The sequence below is a fragment of the Pseudomonas sp. UFMG81 genome (assembly GCF_015354575.1).
GTDB lineage: Bacteria > Pseudomonadota > Gammaproteobacteria > Pseudomonadales > Pseudomonadaceae > Aquipseudomonas.
Genome location: NZ_JACAFQ010000068.1, coordinates 1 through 20,618 on the forward strand (window position 1 = coordinate 1; position 20,618 = coordinate 20,618).

Here is a 20,618-nt window from a genome sequence, read left to right on the forward strand (position 1 = left end):
TTTCCCCCGACCACCCGGTCCCCACCCACCACCGCCAGTTCGGCGCCCGCGACCTGTTCTCGCTGTGGTTCTCCCTCGGCATCGGCCTGATGGTGCTGCAGGTTGGCGGCCTGCTGGCGCCGGGCCTGGGCCTGGCCAGCTCGATCCTGGCCATCGTGCTCGGCACCGCGGTGGGCGTGCTGTTGTTGGCGGCGGCCGGGGTGATCGGCAGTGATACCGGCCTCTCGGCCATGGCCACCCTGCGCCTGTCCCTGGGCCGCCACGGCGCGCGCCTGCCGGCGTTGCTCAACCTGCTGCAACTGGTGGGCTGGGGCTCGTTCGAGATCATCGTCATGCGCGACGCCGCCAGCTTGTTGGGCGCGCGGGCCTTCGGCGAGGGCAGTGGCTGGAGCAGCCCGCTGTTGTGGACCCTGTGCTTCGGCGCCCTGGCCACCCTGTTGGCGGTCAGCGGGCCGCTGGCGTTCGTGCGCAAGGTGCTGCGCAAATGGGGCATCTGGCTGCTGCTGGGGGCCTGCCTGTGGTTGACCTGGAACCTGTTCGCCAAGGCGGACCTGGCCGACCTGTGGCGCCGCCCGGGCGATGGCTCGCTGTCGCTGGCGCTGGGTTTCGACATCGTCATCGCCATGCCGCTGTCGTGGCTGCCGTTGATCGCCGACTATTCGCGTTTCGGCAAGCGCGCCAGCCGCGTATTCGGCGGCACGGCGCTGGGCTTCTTCATTGGCAATGCCTGGCTGATGAGCCTGGGCGTGGCCTACACCCTGGCGTTCGCGCCGAGCGGGGAAGTGAACGCATTGCTGCTGGCCCTGGCCGGTGCCGGGCTGGGCATTCCGCTGTTGCTGATCTTGCTGGACGAGTCGGAGAACGCGTTCGCCGATATCCACTCGGCGGCGGTTTCGACCGGCCTGCTGGTGAAGATGAAGGTCGAGCACCTGGCCCTGGCCATCGGTGTGCTGTGCACCTTGATCGCCCTGCTGGCGCCGCTGGCCCAGTACCAGAACTTCCTGCTGTTGATCGGCTCGGTGTTCGCGCCGCTGTTCGGCGTGGTGCTGGTGGACCACTTCGTGGTCCGTCGCCGCCGCCTGCCGGCTGTGGTCGAAGGGCTGCACTGGCAGGCGCTGCTGGCGTGGGCGGTGGGGGTGGCGGCCTATCACCTGATGGCCAGCCAGGCGCCGGAGCTGGGGGCGACCCTGCCGGCGTTGCTGCTGGCAGGGGTGCTGCACGGGTTGCTATCGCTCAGCCGCGGCCGGGAAACAGCTCGGGCTTGAGCACGCCGTTGAGGCGCGGGTAGGGGATCTTCAGTTCGACGTGGCCCATGGAGTAGGGCGCGATGGCATACACCTCGTACTTGATCACCAGTGCGCCGTAGGTCAGGGCGATGTGCGGCGACTGCTTGAAGGGCCAGGTCTTGACGAACTCGGGGTCTTTGTCCATGCCGGTGCTGATCAGCCAGGCGCGGTGCGATTCCTCGGCGGTCTTCCAGAAGGTCGCCTCCTGGCCGGGTACCAGCATGTCGTCCAGCGTCAGCACCTTGTCCAGCTTGCGCGAATAGTTGATGAAACCGCGCCCGGGCATGCCATGGGCACCGCCGCTGTCGAGGTAGCTGGACAGCTCGACGATCACCAGCCCGTCATGCTGCTCGCGTACCTTGGCTTGCAGGTAGCTGCTGTTGCGCTTGTCGGCGCGGGCCAGGTACTGCTGCTCATAAGCTTGCAGCGAGGCCGGTGGGGTGCCGCGCTGGTTGTCTTCGGTCAGTTGCAGCAAGCGCTTTTCGACGATGGCATCGAGCTTGGGCAGGGCCGGGAAGTGCACCACGTCGATGTTCACCAACGGGCAGTCGCTCTCGCTGCAGCCGGGCTTGACGTGCTCCCAGGCTTCGCGCTTGACCTCGAGCGGGGCCCGGTAGTTGGGTGCGAACAGGCTCTGGCAGGCACTCAGTACGAGTGCGGCCAAAGCCACGGATGTCAGTTTGACAAGCGTCATGTTGCCTCTTTCACAACGGTGATGATCGGCCTTGGACCGCCAGCGCGGCCTTCGGTTCGCCACTAAGCTAACAGAGAGCGTAGCGCCTGTCCCGGCTGCGCGAACGGTCACCACAAGGGGATGAAACCCGGCGGCACGCAGAGTAGGATTGCGCGATGCGGTATACGAGGTAATGAGGAGTTTGCATGACGGACACGTTGAATTCGGTGCCGAAAGAGGTCGAGATCGCCAAGCGGGAGCAGTTGTTCAAGGGCTTCTACAAGCTCGACAAGCTGCACCTGCGCCATGAACTGTTCGCCGGTGGCATGAGCCGCGAGTTCACCCGTGAATTGTTCGTGCGCCACGACGCGGTGTGCGTGCTGCCCTACGATCCGCAGCGCGACGAGGTGGTGCTGATCGAGCAGTTCCGTGTCGGTGCCATGGGCAAGGTGAACAACCCCTGGCTGATCGAGATGGTCGCCGGCCTGATCGACAAGGACGAGCAGCCCGAGGAAGTCGCCCACCGCGAGGCGGAGGAAGAAGCCGGCCTGACCTTCAGCGCGCTGTGGCCAATGACCCGCTATTTCCCCTCGCCAGGTGGCAGTGACGAGTTCGTGCACCTGTTCCTGGGTCGTTGCGTCAGCGAAGGGGCCGGCGGCCTGCATGGCCTGGAAGAGGAAAGCGAGGACATCCGCGTGCGGGTGTGGTCGTTCGAGGATGCCTTGCAAGCGGTGCGCGACGGGCGCATCTGCAACGCGGCGACCATCATTGGTTTGCAATGGCTGGCACTGAACCGTGACGAAGTACGAGGTATGTGGAAGTGAACCTGCTGCGCGAGCGCTATCGGGTCGACCTGGTCGGGCTGCAGACGGCCTGCGAGGCCAACTATGCCCGCCTGATGCGCCTGCTGCCGGACATGCGCACCACGCAAAGCTCGCGGCGCATCGGCATGACCCAGGGCGACCAGATGCTCGGTGTGCTGGTGCTCGAAGTGCTGCTGGCCTGCCCTTACACCACCACGCTCAAGGTGCGCCAGGAGCACAGCCTGCCCTGGCTGCCGGTGCCGGAGCTCGAGGTGCAGGTCTATCACGACGCGCGCATGGCCGAGGTGGTCAGCGCCGAACACACCCGTCGGCTGCGCAGCATCTACCCGTACCCCAACACGGCGATGCACCAGCCCGACGAGAAAGCCCAGCTTAACCTGTTCCTGGGTGAATGGCTCAGCCACTGCCTGGCCTGCGGCCATGAGCTGGCAGCCGTACGCTGAAATGTGACGCAGGTCGGTTTCGCGTGTTTGCTCGAAACCGATCCCCCGCCATAATCCGTGCTGAATCCGCATCAGGAGACGGCCGTTGCCGCAACCACTTCACCCCGCGTCGCCCATCCACGTGGTGCAACTGACCGACGCCCATCTGTTCGCCGATCCGGCCGGCACCCTGCTGGGCCTCACCACCCGCGACAGCCTGGGGCATGTGATTGGCCAGGTGCGCCGCGAGCAGCCGCGCATCGACCTGCTGCTGTGCACGGGCGATCTGTCCCAGGATGCCAGCGTGGCCTCCTACCAAGCGTTTCGCGAAATGACCTCGGTGTTCGGTGCGCCGATGCGCTGGTTGCCGGGCAACCATGACGAGGCGCGGGTGATGGCCGAGGTGGCGCCTGAACTGGTGCAGGCGGTGACCGATATCGGCGCCTGGCGCATCGTCATGCTCGATTCGGCGGTGGTGGGGGCCACGTTCGGGCTGCTGGCCGACGATCAGTTGGCGATGCTCGACGAGGCTTTGGCCACGGCTGGCGAGCGCCATTGCCTGCTGTGCTGCCATCATCAGCCGGTGGATATCGGTTGCGCCTGGATCGCACCAATTGGGCTGCGTAATGCCGATGAACTGTTGCTGCGCCTGCGCAGTTATCCACAGGTGAAGGCGCTGTTGTGGGGGCATATCCATCAGGAATGGGACGAAGTGCGTGACGGCATTCGTTTTCTCGCCACGCCGTCGACCTGCATCCAGTTCGCGCCGCACAGCGAAGACTTCAAGGTGAGCGAGGAGCAGCCGGGGTATCGGTGGTTGCGCCTGCATGCCGATGGGCGGTTGGAGACCGGCGTGGAGCGGGTGCTCGATTTCGAGGTGAAGCTGGATTTCGACAGCCCGGGGTATTGATGCCTGGGGACCGCAAAGCGCCCCCAGAATGTGTTGCGAAAATCCCTGCGCTGCGCCAATGCCCTTCGAACAGGCTACACTGCGCGTCTTTGCGTCCGGGGGCAGCATGTCGGGTTCCATCCTTTATATCCATGGCTTCAACAGCTCGCCGCTGTCGAAGAAGGCCCGCCAGCTCGAGGCGGTGATGCAGCAGCTTGGTCTTGCCGACCAGCTGCGGGTCCCGGCCCTGCACCATCACCCACGCCAGGCCATGGTGCAGCTGGAGGCCGCTATCGCCGAACTGGGTGCGCCGTTGCTGGTCGGCAGCTCGCTGGGTGGCTACTATGCCACCCACCTGGCCGAGCGCCACGGGCTCAAGGCCCTGCTGGTCAACCCCGCCGTGGCCCCGCACCGCCTGTTCGACGGCCACCTGGGCACTCAACGCAACCTCTACACTGACGAGGCTTGGGAATTGACCCACGACCACGTCGAGGCCCTGGCCGAACTGGAAGTGCCGCCCCCGCAGGACGCCGCCCGCTATCAAGTGTGGTTGCAGACCGCCGATGAAACACTGGACTATCGCCACGCCGAGCGCTATTACCGGGCTTGTGCCCTGCGCATCCAGGCCGGTGGCGACCACAGCTATCAGGGTTTCGCCGCGCAACTGCCGGCCCTGTTGGCGTTCGCCGGCATTGCTCGCGGGCAGTATGCGGCACTGGATTTTTCGGTATTTTGACTTTTGCATTCACCAGACTGACGACGAGACCCCATGGCCATTCCCAGCGCTAGCGCCTATAACGCAGACGCCATCGAAGTCCTTTCGGGCCTTGACCCGGTCCGCAAGCGGCCGGGCATGTACACCGATACCAGCCGGCCCAACCACCTGGCCCAGGAAGTCATCGACAACAGTGTCGACGAAGCCCTGGCCGGTCACGCCCGTTCGGTGCAGGTCATCCTGCATGCCGACCACTCGCTGGAAGTCAGCGACGATGGCCGCGGCATGCCGGTGGATATCCATCCCGAAGAGGGGGTATCCGGTGTCGAACTGATCCTCACCAAGCTGCACGCCGGCGGCAAGTTCTCCAACAAGAACTACCAGTTCTCCGGCGGCCTGCACGGCGTTGGTATTTCGGTGGTCAACGCCCTGTCCACCCAGGTACGCGTGCGCGTCAAGCGTGACGGCAACGAGTACCAGATGACCTTCGCCGACGGCTTCAAGGCCAGCGAGCTGGAGGTGGTCGGCACGGTTGGCAAGCGCAACACCGGCACCAGCGTGTATTTCACCCCCGACCCGAAGTACTTCGACTCGCCCAAGTTTTCCATCAGCCGCCTCAAGCACGTGCTCAAGGCCAAGGCCGTGCTGTGCCCGGGGCTGTCGATCAGCTTCGAGGACAAGGGCACCGGCGAGAAGGTCGAGTGGCACTACGAGGACGGCCTGCGTTCGTACCTGGTCGATTCGGTCAGCGAGTACCTGCGCCTGCCCGACGAGCCGTTCTGCGGCAGCCTGGCCGGTAACAAGGAAGCTGTCGACTGGGCCCTGCTGTGGCTGCCCGAAGGCGGTGACAGCGTCCAGGAAAGCTACGTCAACCTGATCCCCACCGCCCAGGGCGGCACCCACGTCAACGGCCTGCGCCAGGGCCTGCTGGACGCCATGCGCGAGTTCTGCGAATTCCGCAACCTGCTGCCGCGTGGGGTCAAGCTGGCCCCCGAGGACGTGTGGGAGCGCATCAGCTTCGTGCTGTCGATGAAGATGCAGGAGCCGCAGTTCTCCGGCCAGACCAAGGAGCGTTTGTCGTCCCGCGAAGCGGCGGCGTTCGTCTCCGGGGTGGTCAAGGACGCCTTCAGCCTGTGGCTCAATGCCCACCCCGAGCTGGGCATGCAGCTGGCGGAGCTGGCCATCAGCAACGCTGGCCGCCGCCTCAAGGCGAGCAAGAAGGTCGAGCGCAAGCGCATCACCCAGGGCCCGGCACTCCCCGGCAAGCTGGCCGATTGCGCAGGCCAGGACCCGATGCGCGCCGAACTGTTCCTGGTCGAGGGTGACTCGGCCGGTGGCTCGGCCAAGCAGGCGCGGGACAAGGAATTCCAGGCCATCCTGCCGCTGCGCGGCAAGATCCTCAACACCTGGGAAGTCGATGGCGGTGAAGTGCTGGCCAGCCAGGAAGTGCACAACATCGCCGTGGCCATCGGGGTCGACCCGGGCGCCACGGACCTGACGCAACTGCGCTACGGCAAGGTCTGCATCCTCGCCGACGCCGACTCCGACGGCCTGCACATCGCCACCTTGCTGTGCGCGCTGTTCGTCCAGCACTTCCGCCCGCTGGTCGAGGCCGGGCATGTCTATGTGGCCATGCCGCCGCTGTACCGCATCGACCTGGGCAAGGAAATCTACTACGCCCTCGACGAAGCCGAGCGCGACGGCATCCTCGACCGCCTGGTCGCCGAGAAGAAGCGCGGTAAGCCGCAGGTCACCCGATTCAAGGGCCTGGGCGAGATGAACCCGCCGCAGCTGCGCGAAACCACCATGGACCCGAACACCCGGCGCCTGGTGCAGCTCACCCTCGACGACCTGGCAGGCACCACCGAGATCATGGACATGCTGCTGGCGAAAAAGCGTGCCGGTGACCGCAAGAACTGGCTGGAAACCAAAGGCAACCTGGCCGAGGTCCTGGTTTGATTCGTCTGCTCCTGGTTGCCTGGCTGGCGCTGTTCACACTCCCCGCGCTGGCTGGGGAGTGGCCCGAGCTCAAGCTCACCGGCGAGTACCCGGTCGATGGCATGCGTGGCGGCAACCTGTCGGGCCTGGCCTGGTGCCGGGGGGCGTTGTGGACGGTGTCCGACCGTGACGACGACCGCCTGTACCGGCTCGATCAGGAGGGCGCCGCCTGGAAGGCCCAGCCGTTGGTCTTCACGGCGCCCGAGGCACCGGAAAGCGGCTTGCCGTGGGGGCTGACGATCCGCACCTGGGCAGCGTCGTTCGTGCGTGGGGGCGCGCTGGACTTCGAAGGCATTACCTGCGACCAGGCAGGTAACTTCTACGTGGTCAGCGAGGCCCAGGCGGCCGTGTTGCAAGTGCCGGCCGAGGGCGAGCCGAACTGGCTGCGGATCGACCAGGCCTTGGTGCGCCAGGCCCGTGCCAGTGGCATGTTGCTGCATTTCAACGCGCTGTTCGAAGGGCTGGCGATCAACCCGGCGGGTGATCGGTTGTGGCTGGCCGCCGAGCGCGAGCGCCGTGGCCTGCTGGCGGTGCAACGCCAGCAGTCGGTGTGGACCTGCGGGCGCAGCTGCGTGTTGCTCAGCGAGGCAGGTGTCGAGATGCAGCCACCACAGTTCCCCGAGGCCCGGGCCATGTCGCGCGATTTCGCCGACCTGGCGCTGTTCGAAGGCAAGCTGTTCACCCTGGAGCGCAACGCCTACCGCATCTGCCGGCGTGATGCCGACAGTGGGGAAGTCGAGCGCTGCTGGTCGTTCGCCGCCGATGCGCTGGTGGCCTCGCGCCGCTATGACCAACCCTACGGCCTGGCCGAGGCGCTGGTGGTGGACAAGGACGGTGCCTGGATCGGCGTCGACAACAACGATGGCGTGCGTGCCGACGGGGAGCTGCGGCCGATCGTCTGGCGCTTCGCCGCGCCGCAAGGCGGCTGGAGCGCCAAGCCATGAGCCAGCCACCGGGCAAGCGCGCGGGCAGGGTGCTGATGGTGCTCGCCTGGGCGGCGGCGATGTTCCTCGCCACGCGCTTCTTCGGCCAGTGGGAAGAGCGCCAGCAAAACCCCAATGCGCAGGTGCAGAGCACCCAGGGCGACGGTTTTGTCGAGGTGCGCCTGCTGAGCAACGGCCAGGGGCATTTCGTCGCCGATGGCGCGATCAATGGCCGGGTGGTGCATTTCATGCTCGACACCGGCGCCACCGACGTGGCGATCCCCGAGGTGCTGGCCCGCGACCTGGACTTGGCGCGTGGCGCGCCGGTGCAGCTGAGCACAGCCAATGGCCGCACCCAGGGCTACCGCACCCGGCTCGACACGCTGCAGCTGGGCGATATCCAGTTGCGCGACGTGCGCGCCGTGGTAGTGCCCGGGCTGGATGCACAGGCGGTGCTGCTGGGCATGAGTGCCCTGAAACAACTTGAATTTACCCAGCGCGGCGGCACCATGCTGCTGCGCCAGAACCTGAAATGACGAGGCCCGCATGAGCGACTCACTGGAACTCAGCCTGGACGGCGTCGAACGCCGCTCGCTGGCTGACTTCACCGAACAGGCCTACCTCAACTACTCCATGTACGTGATCATGGACCGCGCCCTGCCGCACATCGGCGACGGCCTCAAGCCGGTGCAGCGACGCATCGTCTATGCCATGAGCGAGTTGGGGCTCGATGCCGATTCCAAGCACAAGAAATCGGCGCGTACCGTGGGTGATGTGCTTGGCAAGTTCCACCCCCACGGCGATTCGGCCTGCTATGAGGCCATGGTGCTGATGGCCCAGCCGTTCAGCTACCGCTACACCCTGGTCGACGGCCAGGGCAACTGGGGTGCGCCGGACGATCCGAAGTCGTTCGCCGCCATGCGCTACACCGAGGCGCGCCTGTCGCGTTACTCCGAGGTGCTGCTCAGCGAGCTGGGCCAGGGCACTGCGGACTGGGTGCCGAACTTCGACGGTACCTTGCAGGAGCCGGCCGTGTTGCCAGCGCGCCTGCCGAACATCCTGCTCAACGGCACCACCGGCATCGCCGTGGGCATGGCCACCGACGTGCCGCCGCACAACCTGCGCGAAGTGGCCAGCGCCTGCGTGCACCTGCTCGACGAGCCCAAGGCCACCCTCGAGCAACTGTGCGAGCACATCCAGGGCCCGGACTACCCGACCGAGGCCGAAATCGTCACCCCGCGTGCCGACATCCTCAAGATGTACGAAAGCGGCAAGGGCTCGATCCGCATGCGCGCGGTGTACCGCGTCGAAGACGGCGACATCGTCGTCACCGCGCTGCCGCACCAGGTCTCCGGGGCCAAGGTGCTGGAGCAGATCGCTGCGCAGATGCAGGCCAAGAAACTGCCGATGGTCGCCGACCTGCGCGATGAGTCGGACCACGAGAACCCCTGCCGCATCGTGATCATCCCGCGCTCCAACCGTGTGGATGCCGCCGAGCTGATGCAGCACCTGTTCGCCACCACTGACCTGGAGAGCACCTACCGGGTCAACGTCAACATCATCGGCCTGGATGGCCGCCCGCAACTCAAGAGCCTGCGCGCGCTGCTGCTGGAATGGCTGGAGTACCGCATCGGTACCGTTCGTCGCCGCTTGCAGCACCGCCTGGACAAGGTCGAGCGGCGCCTGCACCTGTTGGAAGGCTTGCTCAAGGCGTTCCTCAACCTGGATGAAGTGATCCATATCATCCGCACCGAAGAACACCCCAAGCAGGCGCTGATCGAGCGTTTCGAGCTGACCGAGATCCAGGCCGACTACATCCTCGAAACACGCCTGCGTCAGTTGGCGCGCCTGGAAGAGATGAAGATCCGTGGCGAAACCGACGACCTGCTCAAGGAGCAGAAGCGCCTGACCACGCTGCTGGGCAGCGATGCCAAGCTGCGCAAGCTGGTACGCAGTGAACTGATCGAAGATGCCGAAACCTATGGCGACGACCGCCGCTCGCCGATCGTCGAGCGCGCCGAAGCCAAGGCGCTGTCGGAAAACGAGCTGATGCCGACCGAACCGGTCACCGTGGTGCTGTCGGAGAAGGGCTGGGTGCGTTGCGCCAAGGGCCACGATATCGACGCCACGGGGCTGTCGTACAAGGCGGGGGATGGCTTCAAGGCGGCCGCTGCCGGGCGCTCCAACCAGTTCGCGGTACTGATCGATTCCACCGGGCGCAGCTATTCGCTGGCCGCCCACACCCTGCCGTCGGCCCGTGGCCAGGGCGAGCCGTTGACCGGCCGCCTGACCCCTCCGCCGGGCGCCACCTTCGAGTGCGTGCTGTTGCCGGATGACGACGCCCTCTACGTGGTGGCCTCCGACGCCGGTTACGGCTTCGTGGTCAAGGGCGAGGACCTGCAGGCGAAGAACAAGGCCGGCAAGGGGCTTCTCAGCCTGCCCAGCGGCGCCAAGGTCATGACCCCGCGGCCGGTGGCGAATCGCGAGCAGGACTGGCTGGCGGCGGTGACCACCGAGGGCCGTCTGCTGGTGTTCAAGGTGGCGGACCTGCCGCAGTTGGGTAAGGGCAAGGGCAACAAGATCATTGGCGTACCGGGCGACCGGGTGGCCAGTCGTGAAGAATATGTCACCGATCTTGCGGTGATCAGCGAGGGTTCGACCCTTGTATTGCAGGCTGGCAAGCGTACGCTTTCTCTCAAGCCGGATGACCTTGAGCATTACAAGGGTGAACGCGGTCGCCGTGGTAGCAAATTGCCCCGTGGCTTCCAGCGGGTCGATGGGCTGATGGTAGAGACTCCGGCGTAAGCCCGTGGCGCGTCTGCTGCGGCGCTTTCGGCGCCGCTTCGGGCGGAAATGCTGGAGTCTGGCGGCTATTTCGCGGATGATAGTGCCCTTGCGGCGCCGGCGTGGCCGAGTGCCCGAATGAATCTACACGAGTATCACTGCGGTCAGTCTTGTGACGACCGCCTGGATGGGATGATGAAATTTCTGCGCCTTCCCTTTGCGCTGTTGATGACTGGTTTGCTGGGCCTGAGCGGGTGCAGCATGCACCAGCCGGTGGCCTTGTATCAGCTCGACAGCGGTGATCCCGGCCAGCCTTCGCAGGCGGCGGGCATGGCGGTGGTGCTTGGCCCCGTTTCGGTGGCCGACTACCTGCAACGCGAAACTTTTCTCCAGCGTCAAGCTGACGGTAGCCTGACTGCGGCGACCGATGGGCGTTGGGCCGGCAGCCTTTCGTCGGATATCGACCAGCTGCTGGTGCGACAACTGGCCTGGCGCCTGGACAGCCAGCGGGTGGTGCTGGCACCTGCCAGTGCAGGGTTCACTCCCGATGTGCAGGTATTGCTGACGATTACTCGCCTGGATTCGGGCAAGGATCAGCCGGCGATTCTGGATGCGCAATGGCGTGTGCTGGACCGTCGTGGCCAGGTACGTGACAACCGCATCGTCCATCTCGAGCAGCCGCACCAGGGCAGCGAGTCGGCGCAGGTGCAGGCTCAGGGGCAATTGCTGCAGAAGCTGGCTGAACAGCTGAGCACTGCGGTGAAGCCGTTGGCCAATCAGCCGGCTATTGCCGAAGAGGCGCCACGCAAGCAGGCGGCGCCGGTGCAGGTGAAGAAGGAGCCGGAGAAGTCGAAGATTCCGATGGCCTCGCCGATTCGGACCGATATGGAAGTTTATCGGTTCTGATCAAGCCGATATGAAAAGCCCGCAGTGATGCGGGTTTTTTATGGGGCTTGATAGGGGCTTGGGTTGGTGTTGTTCTCGATGGCAATCGCATGAGGGCGACCAGGCGCTTGTCGAAAACTTTGTGGCGCTCNGCTGAACAGCTGAGCACTGCGGTGAAGCCGTTGGCCAATCAGCCGGCTATTGCCGAAGAGGCGCCACGCAAGCAGGCGGCGCCGGTGCAGGTGAAGAAGGAGCCGGAGAAGTCGAAGATTCCGATGGCCTCGCCGATTCGGACCGATATGGAAGTTTATCGGTTCTGATCAAGCCGATATGAAAAGCCCGCAGTGATGCGGGTTTTTTATGGGGCTTGATAGGGGCTTGGGTTGGTGTTGTTCTCGATGGCAATCGCATGAGGGCGACCAGGCGCTTGTCGAAAACTTTGTGGCGCTCTTTAGATCGAGCGCCGCCCGCGCGGCGCATCGCTGGCAAGCCAGCTCCCACATCTGTTTCGGGCCAGTTATGCCTGCTCCGCCGCGGCTGTACGCCTTGTTTGTACGACGCGGTTTTTGCATGGACGCTAGCGCCGCACCACATGACTCAAGACATGCACCAAGGCGGACAGTGGAGACCTCACAGGATGGATTGGCCCGAAACAGATGTGGGAGCTGGCTTGCCAGCGATGCGCCGCGCGGGCGGCGCTCGATCTTGAGAGCGCTGCAAAACCATCGGCAAGCCCTTGGTGGCCCTCATGCGCTAGCCGTCAGGACCTTGAAAGGGCGGAAAGGTGCCGAAAAGTCGCCATCGTGAATGGATATGCACCTAAATCCAGAAACCAGCACCCTAGGCAGCCAAGCCAAGCCAAGCCAAGAACCTAGATCACCCCGGGCCCCGCTTCAACCCTGATCACAGGCTGCCGCGGCCACCCCGGCGATCCCAACTCAGACCCGACGCTCGTGCATCCGCGCCAGCTGCCGCTCGAGCATCGACGGATATCCACACAGCACGCCCCCTCAGGGCTGGCAATCGGCCGAATACGCGCCCGCTGACGCACCAGCGCGTCATCGCTGATCCGCCGCTCCACCAGCAGCAGGTTGCGGCTGTGCTGGGACAACGCCAGCGCGTCCTGAGCCTGTTCGGTCATCAGCAGGTCAACCTGGTCCATGCCCTGCAAGTCGTCGGCCAGCACCAGGCCCAGCTGCAGCTGCAAGGTGATCCCGCTGTCGGCCACCTCGATCTGCAAGGCATGGCCCAGGGCCCGCAGCAGCTCGCCACAGCAGATGGCATTGGTGAGGTAGTCTTCGCCGCTGTCACGGCTGTGGAACAGCAGCAGGGTGCTGCCGTCGTTCAACGTCTGCACCTCACCCTCATACAGCGACGCGGCCTGGTCGAGGCAGTCGCGGTAGCGCTCCAGCAACTCAGTCAGGCGAGTGCGCGGCAAGCGACGCAACTGCTCTTGCGAACCCAGCTGCACGGCCAGCACCGCGGTGCTCTGCGGTTCGTCCGATTCGACGGCGGCCGGTTTGGCTGGGGCCGGCTCTTCGTCCATCAGGCCAGCGAAGGCCTCGTCATCATCGTCGTCATGGGCCTGCACGGCCACTTTGGCGCGCGGCGCGGCTTTCGGCGCCACAGGCGCGTCGTCGAAATCGTCTTCCTCCTCCACTTCATCCGGTTCCGGCTCCGGGGGCGGTGGCGGGGCGAGGCGGGCATGCAACTGGCGGGCAAGGTCGCCGATCTCGTCCTGGCGGTCGATGGCCGGCGTGTATGGGTGCGGGTCACGCAGCCAGACCCGCAGTTGCAGCAGTGGGGTGGAAATGAAGCGGCCCAGGCGCAGGCTCAGCGTGAGCGCCAGTGCCAGCAGGATGGCGGCGAGAATGCCCATGCTTTGCAGGCTGATCAGCATCGGTTGCTGGAACTGGTTCATGTCCAGGCTGATGCGCAACTGCCCGGCAGTCACGTCCTGGAACGTGATCTTGGTCTGGTACAGGCCTTCGGCTTCGCCCAGCAGGCTGTTCCTCGGGCGCTGGCCGGCTTCGGCGAGGATGCGGTTGTCCACGCTGTAGATGGCCGCATGCGCCACCAGCGGGTTCTTCACCAGGTTGCCGAGCAGCACGTTGAGGCTGAGGATGTCGTTGGACACCAGCAGCTCGGTGGCGGACGTAGCCGTCTGCGTGGTCAGGCTCTGGCCAACGGCGTCGGCCTGCTCGTGCATGGCCTGCTTGAACTGCAAACCCATCACGCAGGCATAGATCACCAGGGCCAGGGCCACCAGGAAGATGTTATGGCTGGCGATACGCAGGGCCAGGGGAATGCGACGCTGGCTCAAGGCTCGGTAGATCATCAGGAAGAAATTGTCGGTTTTGACGGGCGTGGGCCGGTTCACAGAGCGCGGCTCTTTATGGCGAGAAAGTTGCTGCGCAGTATAGCGGCGGGAGTTTTGTCGGCAAAGTATCGTTGGCGCCCGATGGTCACGGAAAATCGGTAGAATGCGCATTTTTCATCGAAGTCGGAGCCCGGTCTTGCGCGAAATCGTCCTGATCAACATCACTGGTGAAGACCGTCCCGGTCTTACTGCGGCCATCACCGGCGTCCTGCTCCAGGGCGGTGTGAACATCCTCGACATCGGCCTGGCGGTGATGCACGGTACCCTGTCGTTCGGCATCCTGGTCGATATCCCCGACAACGAAGTGGCCACCGCACTGCTGCACAGCGTGCAATCCAAGGCCCACGAGCTGAACCTGCAAGCGCGCTACACGCCGATTTCCGAGGCCGACTACCAGCACTGGGCCGATAGCCAGGGCGAAGCCCGTCATATCGTCACCCTGCTCAGCCGCCGGGTCACCCCGCAGCAATTGCAGCGGGTCAGCGCCATCATCAGCCAGTACGGCCTGACCATCGAACGCATCGAGCGCCTGTCCGCCCGTGTTGCACTGAATGCAGACGCCAGCAAAGGCAAGGCCGCACTGGAGATTTCCGTGCGGGGCGAGCCAAGCGACGCCCAGGCCTTACGCGCGGACTTCTTCGCATTGTGCGAAGAGCTGAACATCGACATCGCGTTCCAGAAGGACGACCTGTTCCGTCGCAACCGCCGCCTGGCAGTGTTCGACATGGACTCCACGCTGATCGAAGCCGAAGTGATCGACGAACTGGCCAAGGCAGCCGGCGTTGGCGAGCAGGTGGCGGCGATCACCGAGCGTGCCATGCGTGGCGAACTGGATTTCCGTGCCAGCTTCAAGGAGCGCATGGCGCTGCTCAAGGGCCTGGATGTGGGGGTGCTCGACCAGATCGGCGCCTCGCTGCGCCTGACCGAGGGCGCCGAGCAGTTGTTTGCCGAACTCAAGCGCCTGGGCTACAAGACCGCGATTCTTTCCGGTGGCTTCACCTATTTCGCCAAGCAGGTGCAGGCGCGCCTGGGCATCGACTACGTGTTCGCCAACGAGCTGGAAGTGGTCGATGGCAAGGTGACGGGCGTGGCGGTCGAGCCGATCGTCGATGCCCAGCGCAAGGCCGACCTGTTGCAGCAGTTGGCCAGTGAAGAGGGCTTGCAGTTGGAGCAGACCATCGCCGTGGGCGATGGTGCCAATGACCTGCCGATGCTGTCGCTGGCCGGCCTGGGCGTGGCATTCCGTGCCAAGCCGCTGGTGCGCCAATCGGCCAAGCAGGCCATTTCGACGCTGGGCCTGGATGGCGTGCTGTACCTGCTGGGCGTGCGCGACCGCGACGCGCGCAGCTGACATGTTCTGAACCGCTTCGCCGGCAAGCCGGCTCCTACAGGGCCTGTGCAATACCTGTAGGAGCCGGCTTGCCGGCGAAGGCAGCAAAACAAAAAGGCCCTGCATGTGCAGGGCCTTTTGTTTTGTCCGGCGAATCAGCCCTGGACAGGCTGCGCCAGCAACTCACCCATGCGCACGGCAGACGCCGCACCCAGGTTCTCGGCCCACTTCACCTGCTCCGGCCCGAACAGCACGATAGCGGTGGAGCCCAGTTTGAAGCGGCCCAGCTCGGCGCCTTTCTCCAGGTGGATTGGCGCACGGCTGGCCTCGTCGTAGCGGAAGGTCTTCAGCTCACGCTTCGGCGGTGTGACCAGGCCGGCCCACACGGTCTCGATCGAGGCGACGATCATCGCACCCACCAGCACCACGGCCATTGGCCCGCGCTCGGTGTCGAACAGGCAGACCACGCGCTCGTTACGGGCGAACAGCTCGGGGACGTTTTCTGCGGTGGTCTGGTTGACCGAGAACAGCCGGCCCGGCACGTAGACCATCTCGCGCAGGGTGCCGGCCAGCGGCATATGCACGCGGTGGTAGTCCTTGGGCGACAGGTAGATGGTGGCGAACTCACCGCCCATGAATGGCGCGGCCATGGCCGGGTCGCCGCCCAGCAGTTCCAGGGCGCTGTAGCTGTGGCCCTTGGCCTGGAAGATGCGGCCGTGCTCGATCGGGCCAAGCTGGCTGACCGCTCCGTCGGCCGGGCAGAGGATGGCGCCGGGGGTTTCGTCCAGCGGGCGAGCGCCCGGCTTGAGCGCCCGGGTGAAGAAGGCATTGAAGTGTTCGTAGGCGGTCAGGTCTTCGACCAGTGCCTCGGACATGTTCACCTGGTAGCGCTTGGCGAACCAGGCGGTGAAGGCATTCTTGAACCAGCGCGAGCGGCACTCGGCGATGCAGCCGGCCAGCCGCGACAGCAGGTGGTGCGGCAGCAGGTACTGGCTGATGATGAACAAGCGGGATTTCATTGAGCGTCCTTAAACTTCTACGGGCGTGTCGGGGTGGTTGCCCCATTCGCCCCAGGAACCGGCGTAGCCTTTGACCCGTGGATAGCCGAGGGCCTTGGCCACGAGGTAGGTGAAGCCGGAGCGGTGGTGGGTCTGGCAGTGGGTGATCACTTCCTTGTCGGGGGTGATGCCCAGGTCCTGCAGGACTTCTTTGATGTCCTTGCGAATGCGCAGGTGGTCGTTGAGGTCCATGCCGGCGGTCCACTCGAAGTTGATCGCGCCGGGGATGTGCCCGCCCTTGGCGGCCAGCACCTTCTCACCGCTGTACTCCAGCGGCCCGCGGGCGTCCCAAATCACCAGGTCGGCGGCGCCCAGGCGGCTTTGCAGGTATTCGCGGGTGGCGGTCGGCTCCTGATGCAAATGCACCTGGATCGGGCCGCCGGCGCTTTGCGGGATTTCGGTGGACAACTTGTCCGCCGGCCACGCCTGGATGCCGCCGTTGAGGTAGTGGTAGCCCTTGTGGCCGATCACGTCGAGCAGCCAGATGAAGCGGCCGGCCCAACCGCCGCCTTCATCGTCGTACACCACGTACACCGCATCGTGGCGATGGCCGAGCTCACCGAACAGCTTTTCCAGGTCGGCGCGAGCCGGCAGCAGGCCGGGCGCGGGTGGTTGGCCCAACTGAGTGCGCTTGGGATCGACGAAACGGGCCCCGGGGATATGCCCGCTGCCGTAGCGGTTGGCGCTGGTCAGGTCGACCAGGATCAAGTGCGGCGAGTCCAGGCGCGGCAGCAGGTCCTGGGCTTCGATCACCAGGGGCAGGCCGGAAAAGTCAGTCATCCACGTTCTCCAGAGTGGAAAGAGGGGCGATTGTAGCGCAAGGGTCAGGCGTTGCGGTTGGCAAACAGCGCCAGTGCACGTTCGATGCACTGCGCGGTCTTGCCGAAGGCTTGCACGCTGACGTCGGCCAGCGGCTTGCCGTCCTGGTCGGCCACCGCCAGCATCAGCACCTGGTCGCTGACCGCCAGCGAGCGCAGCAGCACATGCTCGCCACGGAAGAACGCGCGCAGCGGCGCCGGCAGCAGCGCGGCGAACTGGGTGTGGTTTTCCGGGGTCAGGCGCAGTTGCCCGGCCTTGCTCACCAGCTTTTGCAGTAGCTTGTTCTGGGTGATCGGCAATGCCATGGCGGCGGCTTCTTTCGGCAGGCCGGCGGTCTGTTGTACCCGCAGGTAGTCATTGGCCTTGTCCAGGCTCAGCAGCATGATGCGCTGCATGCCGCAGGCCAACAGCGCTTCGCGGGCCTGGGTGGCCAGGTGCACGGTATTGGTGAACGGGCTGGGCTGGGCCAACAGTTCCTGGCACAGCGTGCGCCAGCGTACGAGGTCTTCGGCGCTGGGCGGCGGCGGGGTGAGCATGTCTGGGTGCGGGCGGCGCTGCTGCCAGGGCCAGATCAACGCCTCGGCCGGGTGGAACAGGGCGTGACGGGCATGGTGACGGGCGCTGGCCGCGGCCTGCTGGTGGACTTGTTGCTGCACGTCGTCCAGCGAGGTTTGCAGGTACAGTGCGGTCAGCAGTTGCCAGCGCAGCAGGTGCGGGTTGTCCCAGCCCACCTGTGCTGCCAGCGCCAGGCCGTTGGCCAGCAGCACCGTGTTTGGCGGCTGGTTGAACCAGCGCCGCAGTGCCGGTTCTTCGTCCAGGCGGTGCTGCTGCTCCAGTGGGTCGGGTTCCCGAGCGATGTTCAGTACCTGGGCCAACTGCTCGCGTTCGTCCATCAGCAGGCGATAGCCCTGGGTGACCCACCCGGGCAAGCGCCAGTGTTCGGCCACGGCCTGGCACAGCTGCATGATGCGCACGCCGAACAGCTCCTGTTCGACCTCGGCGGCGTCCTCACCCTTGTGGATGACCCGCAACTCCCAGGTGTCGAGCAGCTTGGGGTAGGCCATGGCCAGCGGCCACAGCGGCGACAGGAACAGCAGGCTACCCCAGTGGATTTCCTGCCACAGGCGGGCCAGGCGGCTGGCGAACAGGCCGTTGGCCTGCTGGGTGGCGTGCTGGCTGATCATCAGGAATTGGCGCAGTACGGGTGGGATTTCTTCGCCTGGTAGCACCGGCAGGCGCGCCAGCAGTTGGCCGGTGCGGCCCAGGCCCAGGCGGTTGAGCGCCACTTCCAGGCTTTCGGCGGGGTCGGCCAGGCTGGTGTTGGCCGGGTGGTTGGCCTCGCGCATCACGCACAGCACCAGCGCGGGGCTGTCCTGCATCAGTTCGGCGATGTCACGCAGGGAGCGGCGGCTGTCGTTGATGGCCTGCACCACCCGGTCGTGGCTCTCTTTGGGGACCGGTACGCGCACGCTGTCGAGCAGCTTTACCCAAGCCTCTAACGTTGTTGGGGCCTGAGTTGGCACCTTGGTTTCAATTGGCATATTGACATCAGTCCGAACTGGCTTTTCGCAATGAGTGGCTATAGTCTGGCGCAGTTCTGCCGATAAGTAGAAGAAGAGTTTTAAGGCTCCCGTCCCCGACCCTGACCACGACAGCAAGTGCTCTGAACCTATGGCTAAAATTATCGGCATCATCGTCGTATTCGCGAGCGTGCTCGGCGGCTACGTGCTTTCCCACGGCAAGATCGCGGCACTGATTCAGCCGTTCGAAGTGCTGATCATTGGCGGCGCCGCGTTCGGTGCGTTCCTTCAGGCGAACCCTGGCTACATGACCATGCATGTGGTCAAGAAGTCGCTGAAGATGTTCGGCAGCCGCTTCACCCATACTTTCTACCTGGAAGTACTGGGCCTGGTATACGAGATCCTCAACAAGAGCCGCCGCGAAGGCATGATGGCCATCGAGGGTGACATCGAAGACGCCGCCGCCAGCCCGATCTTCGCCAAGTATCCCGCCGTACTGGGCGATGAGCGCATGACCGCCTACATCTGCGACTACCTGCGCATCATGTCCACCGGCAACATGGCTCCCCACGAGCTCGAAGGCCTGTTCGACATGGAGCTGCTGAGTATGAAGGAAGAGCTGGAGCACCCGTCCCACGCGGTGAACGGCATCGCCGACGGCATGCCCGGCTTTGGTATCGTCGCGGCAGTACTGGGTATCGTGGTCACCATGGCGTCTCTGGGCGAGGGCGACCAGGCGTCGATCGGCCTGCACGTGGGTGCGGCGCTGGTCGGTACCTTCTTCGGTATTCTGGCCGCCTATGGCTTCTTCGGCCCGTTGGCCAAGTGCCTGGAGCACGATGCCAAGGAAGAGCTCAACCTGTACGAGTCGATCAAGGCCTCGCTGGTCGCATCCGCCTCGGGCATGCCGCCTTCGCTGGCTGTCGAATTCGGGCGCAAGGTGCTGTATCCCAAGCACCGTCCTAGCTTCGCCGAGCTGGAACAAGCGGTCCGCGGTCGTTAAGCCATGGAAAACAATCAGCCCATCATCATCAAGCGCGTCAAGCGCTACGGTGGAGGCCACCATGGCGGCGCCTGGAAGATCGCCTTCGCCGACTTCGCCACGGCGATGATGGCGTTCTTCCTCGTGCTGTGGCTGCTGTCTACCGCCACGCCCGAGCAGAAGATCGCCATCGCCGGCTACTTCAAGGACCCGATCGGCTTCTCCGAAAGCGGCACGCCGTACATCATCGACCTGGGTGGCTCGCCGCAACTGGCACCGGAAAAGACCATCAACCCGGAAACCAAGTCCGAACCTACGCCCGACACCAGCATCCAGCTGGACAAGGACCAGGTCGAGACCATGGCCGAGCAGGTCGAGCGCGAGCGCCTGGAGTTGCTGTTGCAGGAGCTGCAGAACAAGGTCGAGGAAAACCCGCAGCTTCAGAAGTTCAAGGACCAGATCCTGTTCGAGATCACCCAGGACGGCCTGCGCATCCAGATCATGGATGCCGAGAACCGGCCGATGTTCGACCTGGGCAGCGCGCGCTTGCAGCCGTACTTCGAAGACATCCTGCTGGCCATGGCCGACACCATCAAGGCGGTGCCGAACAAGATCAGCATCAGCGGCCACACCGATGCCAAGCCGTATTCCGGCACCGGCGACTTCGGCAACTGGGAGCTGTCGGCCAACCGCGCCAACGCCGCGCGGCGCGCGCTGGTGGCGGGTGGCTATCCGGATGACCAGGTGGCGCGGGTGGTGGGCTATGCCTCGTCGTCGCTGTTCGACCGCAAGGATCCGTTCAACCCGGTCAACCGGCGTATCGACATTATCGTGCTGACCAAGAAGGCCCAGCGCAACATCGAAGGCGAGCAGGGCACGCCAGAGGCCGCGCCGCCGGCCGACGCTGCACCAGGTGCCGCCGCCCCGGCCGTGCCAGGTGCTGGCGATGCAGCGGCCCAGGAGCCGATGCAGCCGCGCGAGCTGCGCCAGAAGCTGAACATCTTCGAGGATGGTGTGTTGAAGATGGACGAGCAGAAGAACCAGTAAGCGGTTCTCTGGTAAAAAACACGACGCCCGTGCCTGCGCCAGCAGCCACGGGCGTTTTGTTTTCACGGGGTTTGGGGGAGGGG

At 65.0% G+C, this 20,618-nt stretch carries 18 protein-coding genes and 1 pseudogene; 14 read left to right on the top strand and 5 right to left on the bottom strand.

Features of this window, described 5'->3' with window-relative positions:
* The coding region (cytX, locus tag IX761_RS26760; RefSeq protein WP_194792484.1) for a putative hydroxymethylpyrimidine transporter CytX at nucleotides 1-1,265 on the top strand (1,265 nt) is incomplete at its 5' end.
* Here the strand turns inward: cytX and IX761_RS26765 are convergent.
* Entirely contained in the window at nucleotides 1,234-1,980 is a 747-nt protein-coding gene (locus IX761_RS26765) for an RsiV family protein (protein WP_194792485.1), read from the bottom strand. The genes cytX and IX761_RS26765 overlap by 32 nt on opposite strands.
* A gap of 185 nt (nucleotides 1,981-2,165) precedes the next feature.
* On the opposite strand from IX761_RS26765, the gene IX761_RS26770 reads away from it, so the two are divergent.
* The 10 genes from IX761_RS26770 to IX761_RS26815 all read left to right on the top strand — a co-directional run bounded on the left by IX761_RS26770 (nucleotide 2,166) and on the right by IX761_RS26815 (nucleotide 11,719).
* Complete coding sequence (locus tag IX761_RS26770) at nucleotides 2,166-2,783, top strand: NUDIX domain-containing protein (RefSeq protein ID WP_194792486.1); 618 nt, start codon at nucleotides 2,166-2,168, stop codon at nucleotides 2,781-2,783.
* On the top strand, nucleotides 2,774-3,226 hold the full coding sequence (locus IX761_RS26775) for a DUF1249 domain-containing protein (RefSeq protein WP_194792487.1): 453 nt from the start codon (nucleotides 2,774-2,776) through the stop codon (nucleotides 3,224-3,226). Before IX761_RS26770 ends, IX761_RS26775 begins: the two co-directional genes overlap by 10 nt.
* Before the next feature lie 85 nt (nucleotides 3,227-3,311).
* Entirely contained in the window at nucleotides 3,312-4,115 is an 804-nt protein-coding gene (gene cpdA / locus IX761_RS26780) for a 3',5'-cyclic-AMP phosphodiesterase (protein ID WP_228534031.1), read from the top strand.
* A gap of 106 nt (nucleotides 4,116-4,221) precedes the next feature.
* Nucleotides 4,222-4,830: a YqiA/YcfP family alpha/beta fold hydrolase gene (locus IX761_RS26785; protein ID WP_194792488.1), complete on the top strand. Its 609-nt coding sequence runs from the start codon at nucleotides 4,222-4,224 to the stop codon at nucleotides 4,828-4,830.
* Between the two features lie 33 nt (nucleotides 4,831-4,863).
* Nucleotides 4,864-6,768, top strand: a complete 1,905-nt coding sequence (parE, locus tag IX761_RS26790; protein WP_194792489.1) for a DNA topoisomerase IV subunit B — start codon at nucleotides 4,864-4,866, stop codon at nucleotides 6,766-6,768.
* Complete coding sequence (locus tag IX761_RS26795) at nucleotides 6,765-7,751, top strand: esterase-like activity of phytase family protein (RefSeq protein ID WP_194792490.1); 987 nt, start codon at nucleotides 6,765-6,767, stop codon at nucleotides 7,749-7,751. The genes parE and IX761_RS26795 overlap by 4 nt, the downstream gene beginning before the upstream one ends.
* Nucleotides 7,748-8,266, top strand: a complete 519-nt coding sequence (locus IX761_RS26800) for a retropepsin-like aspartic protease family protein (protein WP_194792491.1) — start codon at nucleotides 7,748-7,750, stop codon at nucleotides 8,264-8,266. Before IX761_RS26795 ends, IX761_RS26800 begins: the two co-directional genes overlap by 4 nt.
* A gap of 10 nt (nucleotides 8,267-8,276) precedes the next feature.
* Complete coding sequence (parC, locus tag IX761_RS26805; protein WP_194792492.1) at nucleotides 8,277-10,535, top strand: DNA topoisomerase IV subunit A; 2,259 nt, start codon at nucleotides 8,277-8,279, stop codon at nucleotides 10,533-10,535.
* 174 nt (nucleotides 10,536-10,709) lie between these two features.
* Nucleotides 10,710-11,420, top strand: a complete 711-nt coding sequence (locus tag IX761_RS26810; RefSeq protein WP_194792493.1) for a PqiC family protein — start codon at nucleotides 10,710-10,712, stop codon at nucleotides 11,418-11,420.
* Between the two features lie 152 nt (nucleotides 11,421-11,572).
* Entirely contained in the window at nucleotides 11,573-11,719 is a 147-nt protein-coding gene (locus tag IX761_RS26815; protein ID WP_194792500.1) for a hypothetical protein, read from the top strand.
* Nucleotides 11,720-12,337: 618 nt separating this feature from the next.
* Here IX761_RS26815 and IX761_RS26820 read toward each other — a convergent pair.
* Nucleotides 12,338-13,779: pseudogene (locus tag IX761_RS26820) on the bottom strand (histidine kinase).
* 136 nt (nucleotides 13,780-13,915) lie between these two features.
* On the opposite strand from IX761_RS26820, the gene serB reads away from it, so the two are divergent.
* Entirely contained in the window at nucleotides 13,916-15,130 is a 1,215-nt protein-coding gene (gene serB, locus IX761_RS26825) for a phosphoserine phosphatase SerB (RefSeq protein ID WP_194792494.1), read from the top strand.
* 134 nt (nucleotides 15,131-15,264) lie between these two features.
* Here the strand turns inward: serB and asd are convergent, their stop codons facing one another.
* Genes asd through IX761_RS26840 form a run of 3 tightly spaced genes read right to left on the bottom strand, consistent with a single transcriptional unit; the run spans nucleotide 15,265 to nucleotide 18,527 of the window.
* The gene (gene asd, locus IX761_RS26830; protein WP_194792495.1) at nucleotides 15,265-16,128 is read right to left on the bottom strand and encodes an archaetidylserine decarboxylase; all 864 of its coding nucleotides are present in this window, start codon (nucleotides 16,126-16,128) and stop codon (nucleotides 15,265-15,267) included.
* 9 nt (nucleotides 16,129-16,137) lie between these two features.
* A complete protein-coding gene (gene rhdA, locus IX761_RS26835; RefSeq protein ID WP_194792496.1) occupies nucleotides 16,138-16,947 on the bottom strand; it encodes a thiosulfate sulfurtransferase in 810 nt (269 codons plus the stop codon).
* Between the two features lie 44 nt (nucleotides 16,948-16,991).
* A complete protein-coding gene (locus tag IX761_RS26840; protein ID WP_194792497.1) occupies nucleotides 16,992-18,527 on the bottom strand; it encodes an HDOD domain-containing protein in 1,536 nt (511 codons plus the stop codon).
* A gap of 130 nt (nucleotides 18,528-18,657) precedes the next feature.
* Here IX761_RS26840 and motA point away from each other — a divergent pair, with 130 nt between their 5' ends.
* Nucleotides 18,658-19,509 (top strand): flagellar motor stator protein MotA, encoded by an 852-nt coding sequence (gene motA / locus IX761_RS26845; RefSeq protein ID WP_110996144.1) that lies wholly within the window; start codon nucleotides 18,658-18,660, stop codon nucleotides 19,507-19,509.
* A gap of 3 nt (nucleotides 19,510-19,512) precedes the next feature.
* On the top strand, nucleotides 19,513-20,535 hold the full coding sequence (gene motB / locus IX761_RS26850; RefSeq protein ID WP_194792498.1) for a flagellar motor protein MotB: 1,023 nt from the start codon (nucleotides 19,513-19,515) through the stop codon (nucleotides 20,533-20,535).
* The last annotated feature ends 83 nt before the right edge of the window (nucleotides 20,536-20,618 follow it).

Excerpts from the sequence above, each read along its gene's own strand:
- IX761_RS26765 (WP_194792485.1), bottom strand. The coding sequence starts at position 1,980 with ATGACGCTTGTCAAACTGACATCCGTGGCTTTGGCCGCACTCGTACTG.
- IX761_RS26770 (WP_194792486.1), top strand. The coding sequence starts at position 2,166 with ATGACGGACACGTTGAATTCGGTGCCGAAAGAGGTCGAGATCGCCAAG.
- IX761_RS26785 (WP_194792488.1), top strand. The coding sequence starts at position 4,222 with ATGTCGGGTTCCATCCTTTATATCCATGGCTTCAACAGCTCGCCGCTG.
- parE (WP_194792489.1), top strand. The coding sequence starts at position 4,864 with ATGGCCATTCCCAGCGCTAGCGCCTATAACGCAGACGCCATCGAAGTC.
- IX761_RS26800 (WP_194792491.1), top strand. The coding sequence starts at position 7,748 with ATGAGCCAGCCACCGGGCAAGCGCGCGGGCAGGGTGCTGATGGTGCTC.
- parC (WP_194792492.1), top strand. The coding sequence starts at position 8,277 with ATGAGCGACTCACTGGAACTCAGCCTGGACGGCGTCGAACGCCGCTCG.
- IX761_RS26810 (WP_194792493.1), top strand. The coding sequence starts at position 10,710 with ATGAAATTTCTGCGCCTTCCCTTTGCGCTGTTGATGACTGGTTTGCTG.
- asd (WP_194792495.1), bottom strand. The coding sequence starts at position 16,128 with ATGAAATCCCGCTTGTTCATCATCAGCCAGTACCTGCTGCCGCACCAC.
- rhdA (WP_194792496.1), bottom strand. The coding sequence starts at position 16,947 with ATGACTGACTTTTCCGGCCTGCCCCTGGTGATCGAAGCCCAGGACCTG.
- IX761_RS26840 (WP_194792497.1), bottom strand. The coding sequence starts at position 18,527 with ATGCCAATTGAAACCAAGGTGCCAACTCAGGCCCCAACAACGTTAGAG.
- motA (WP_110996144.1), top strand. The coding sequence starts at position 18,658 with ATGGCTAAAATTATCGGCATCATCGTCGTATTCGCGAGCGTGCTCGGC.
- motB (WP_194792498.1), top strand. The coding sequence starts at position 19,513 with ATGGAAAACAATCAGCCCATCATCATCAAGCGCGTCAAGCGCTACGGT.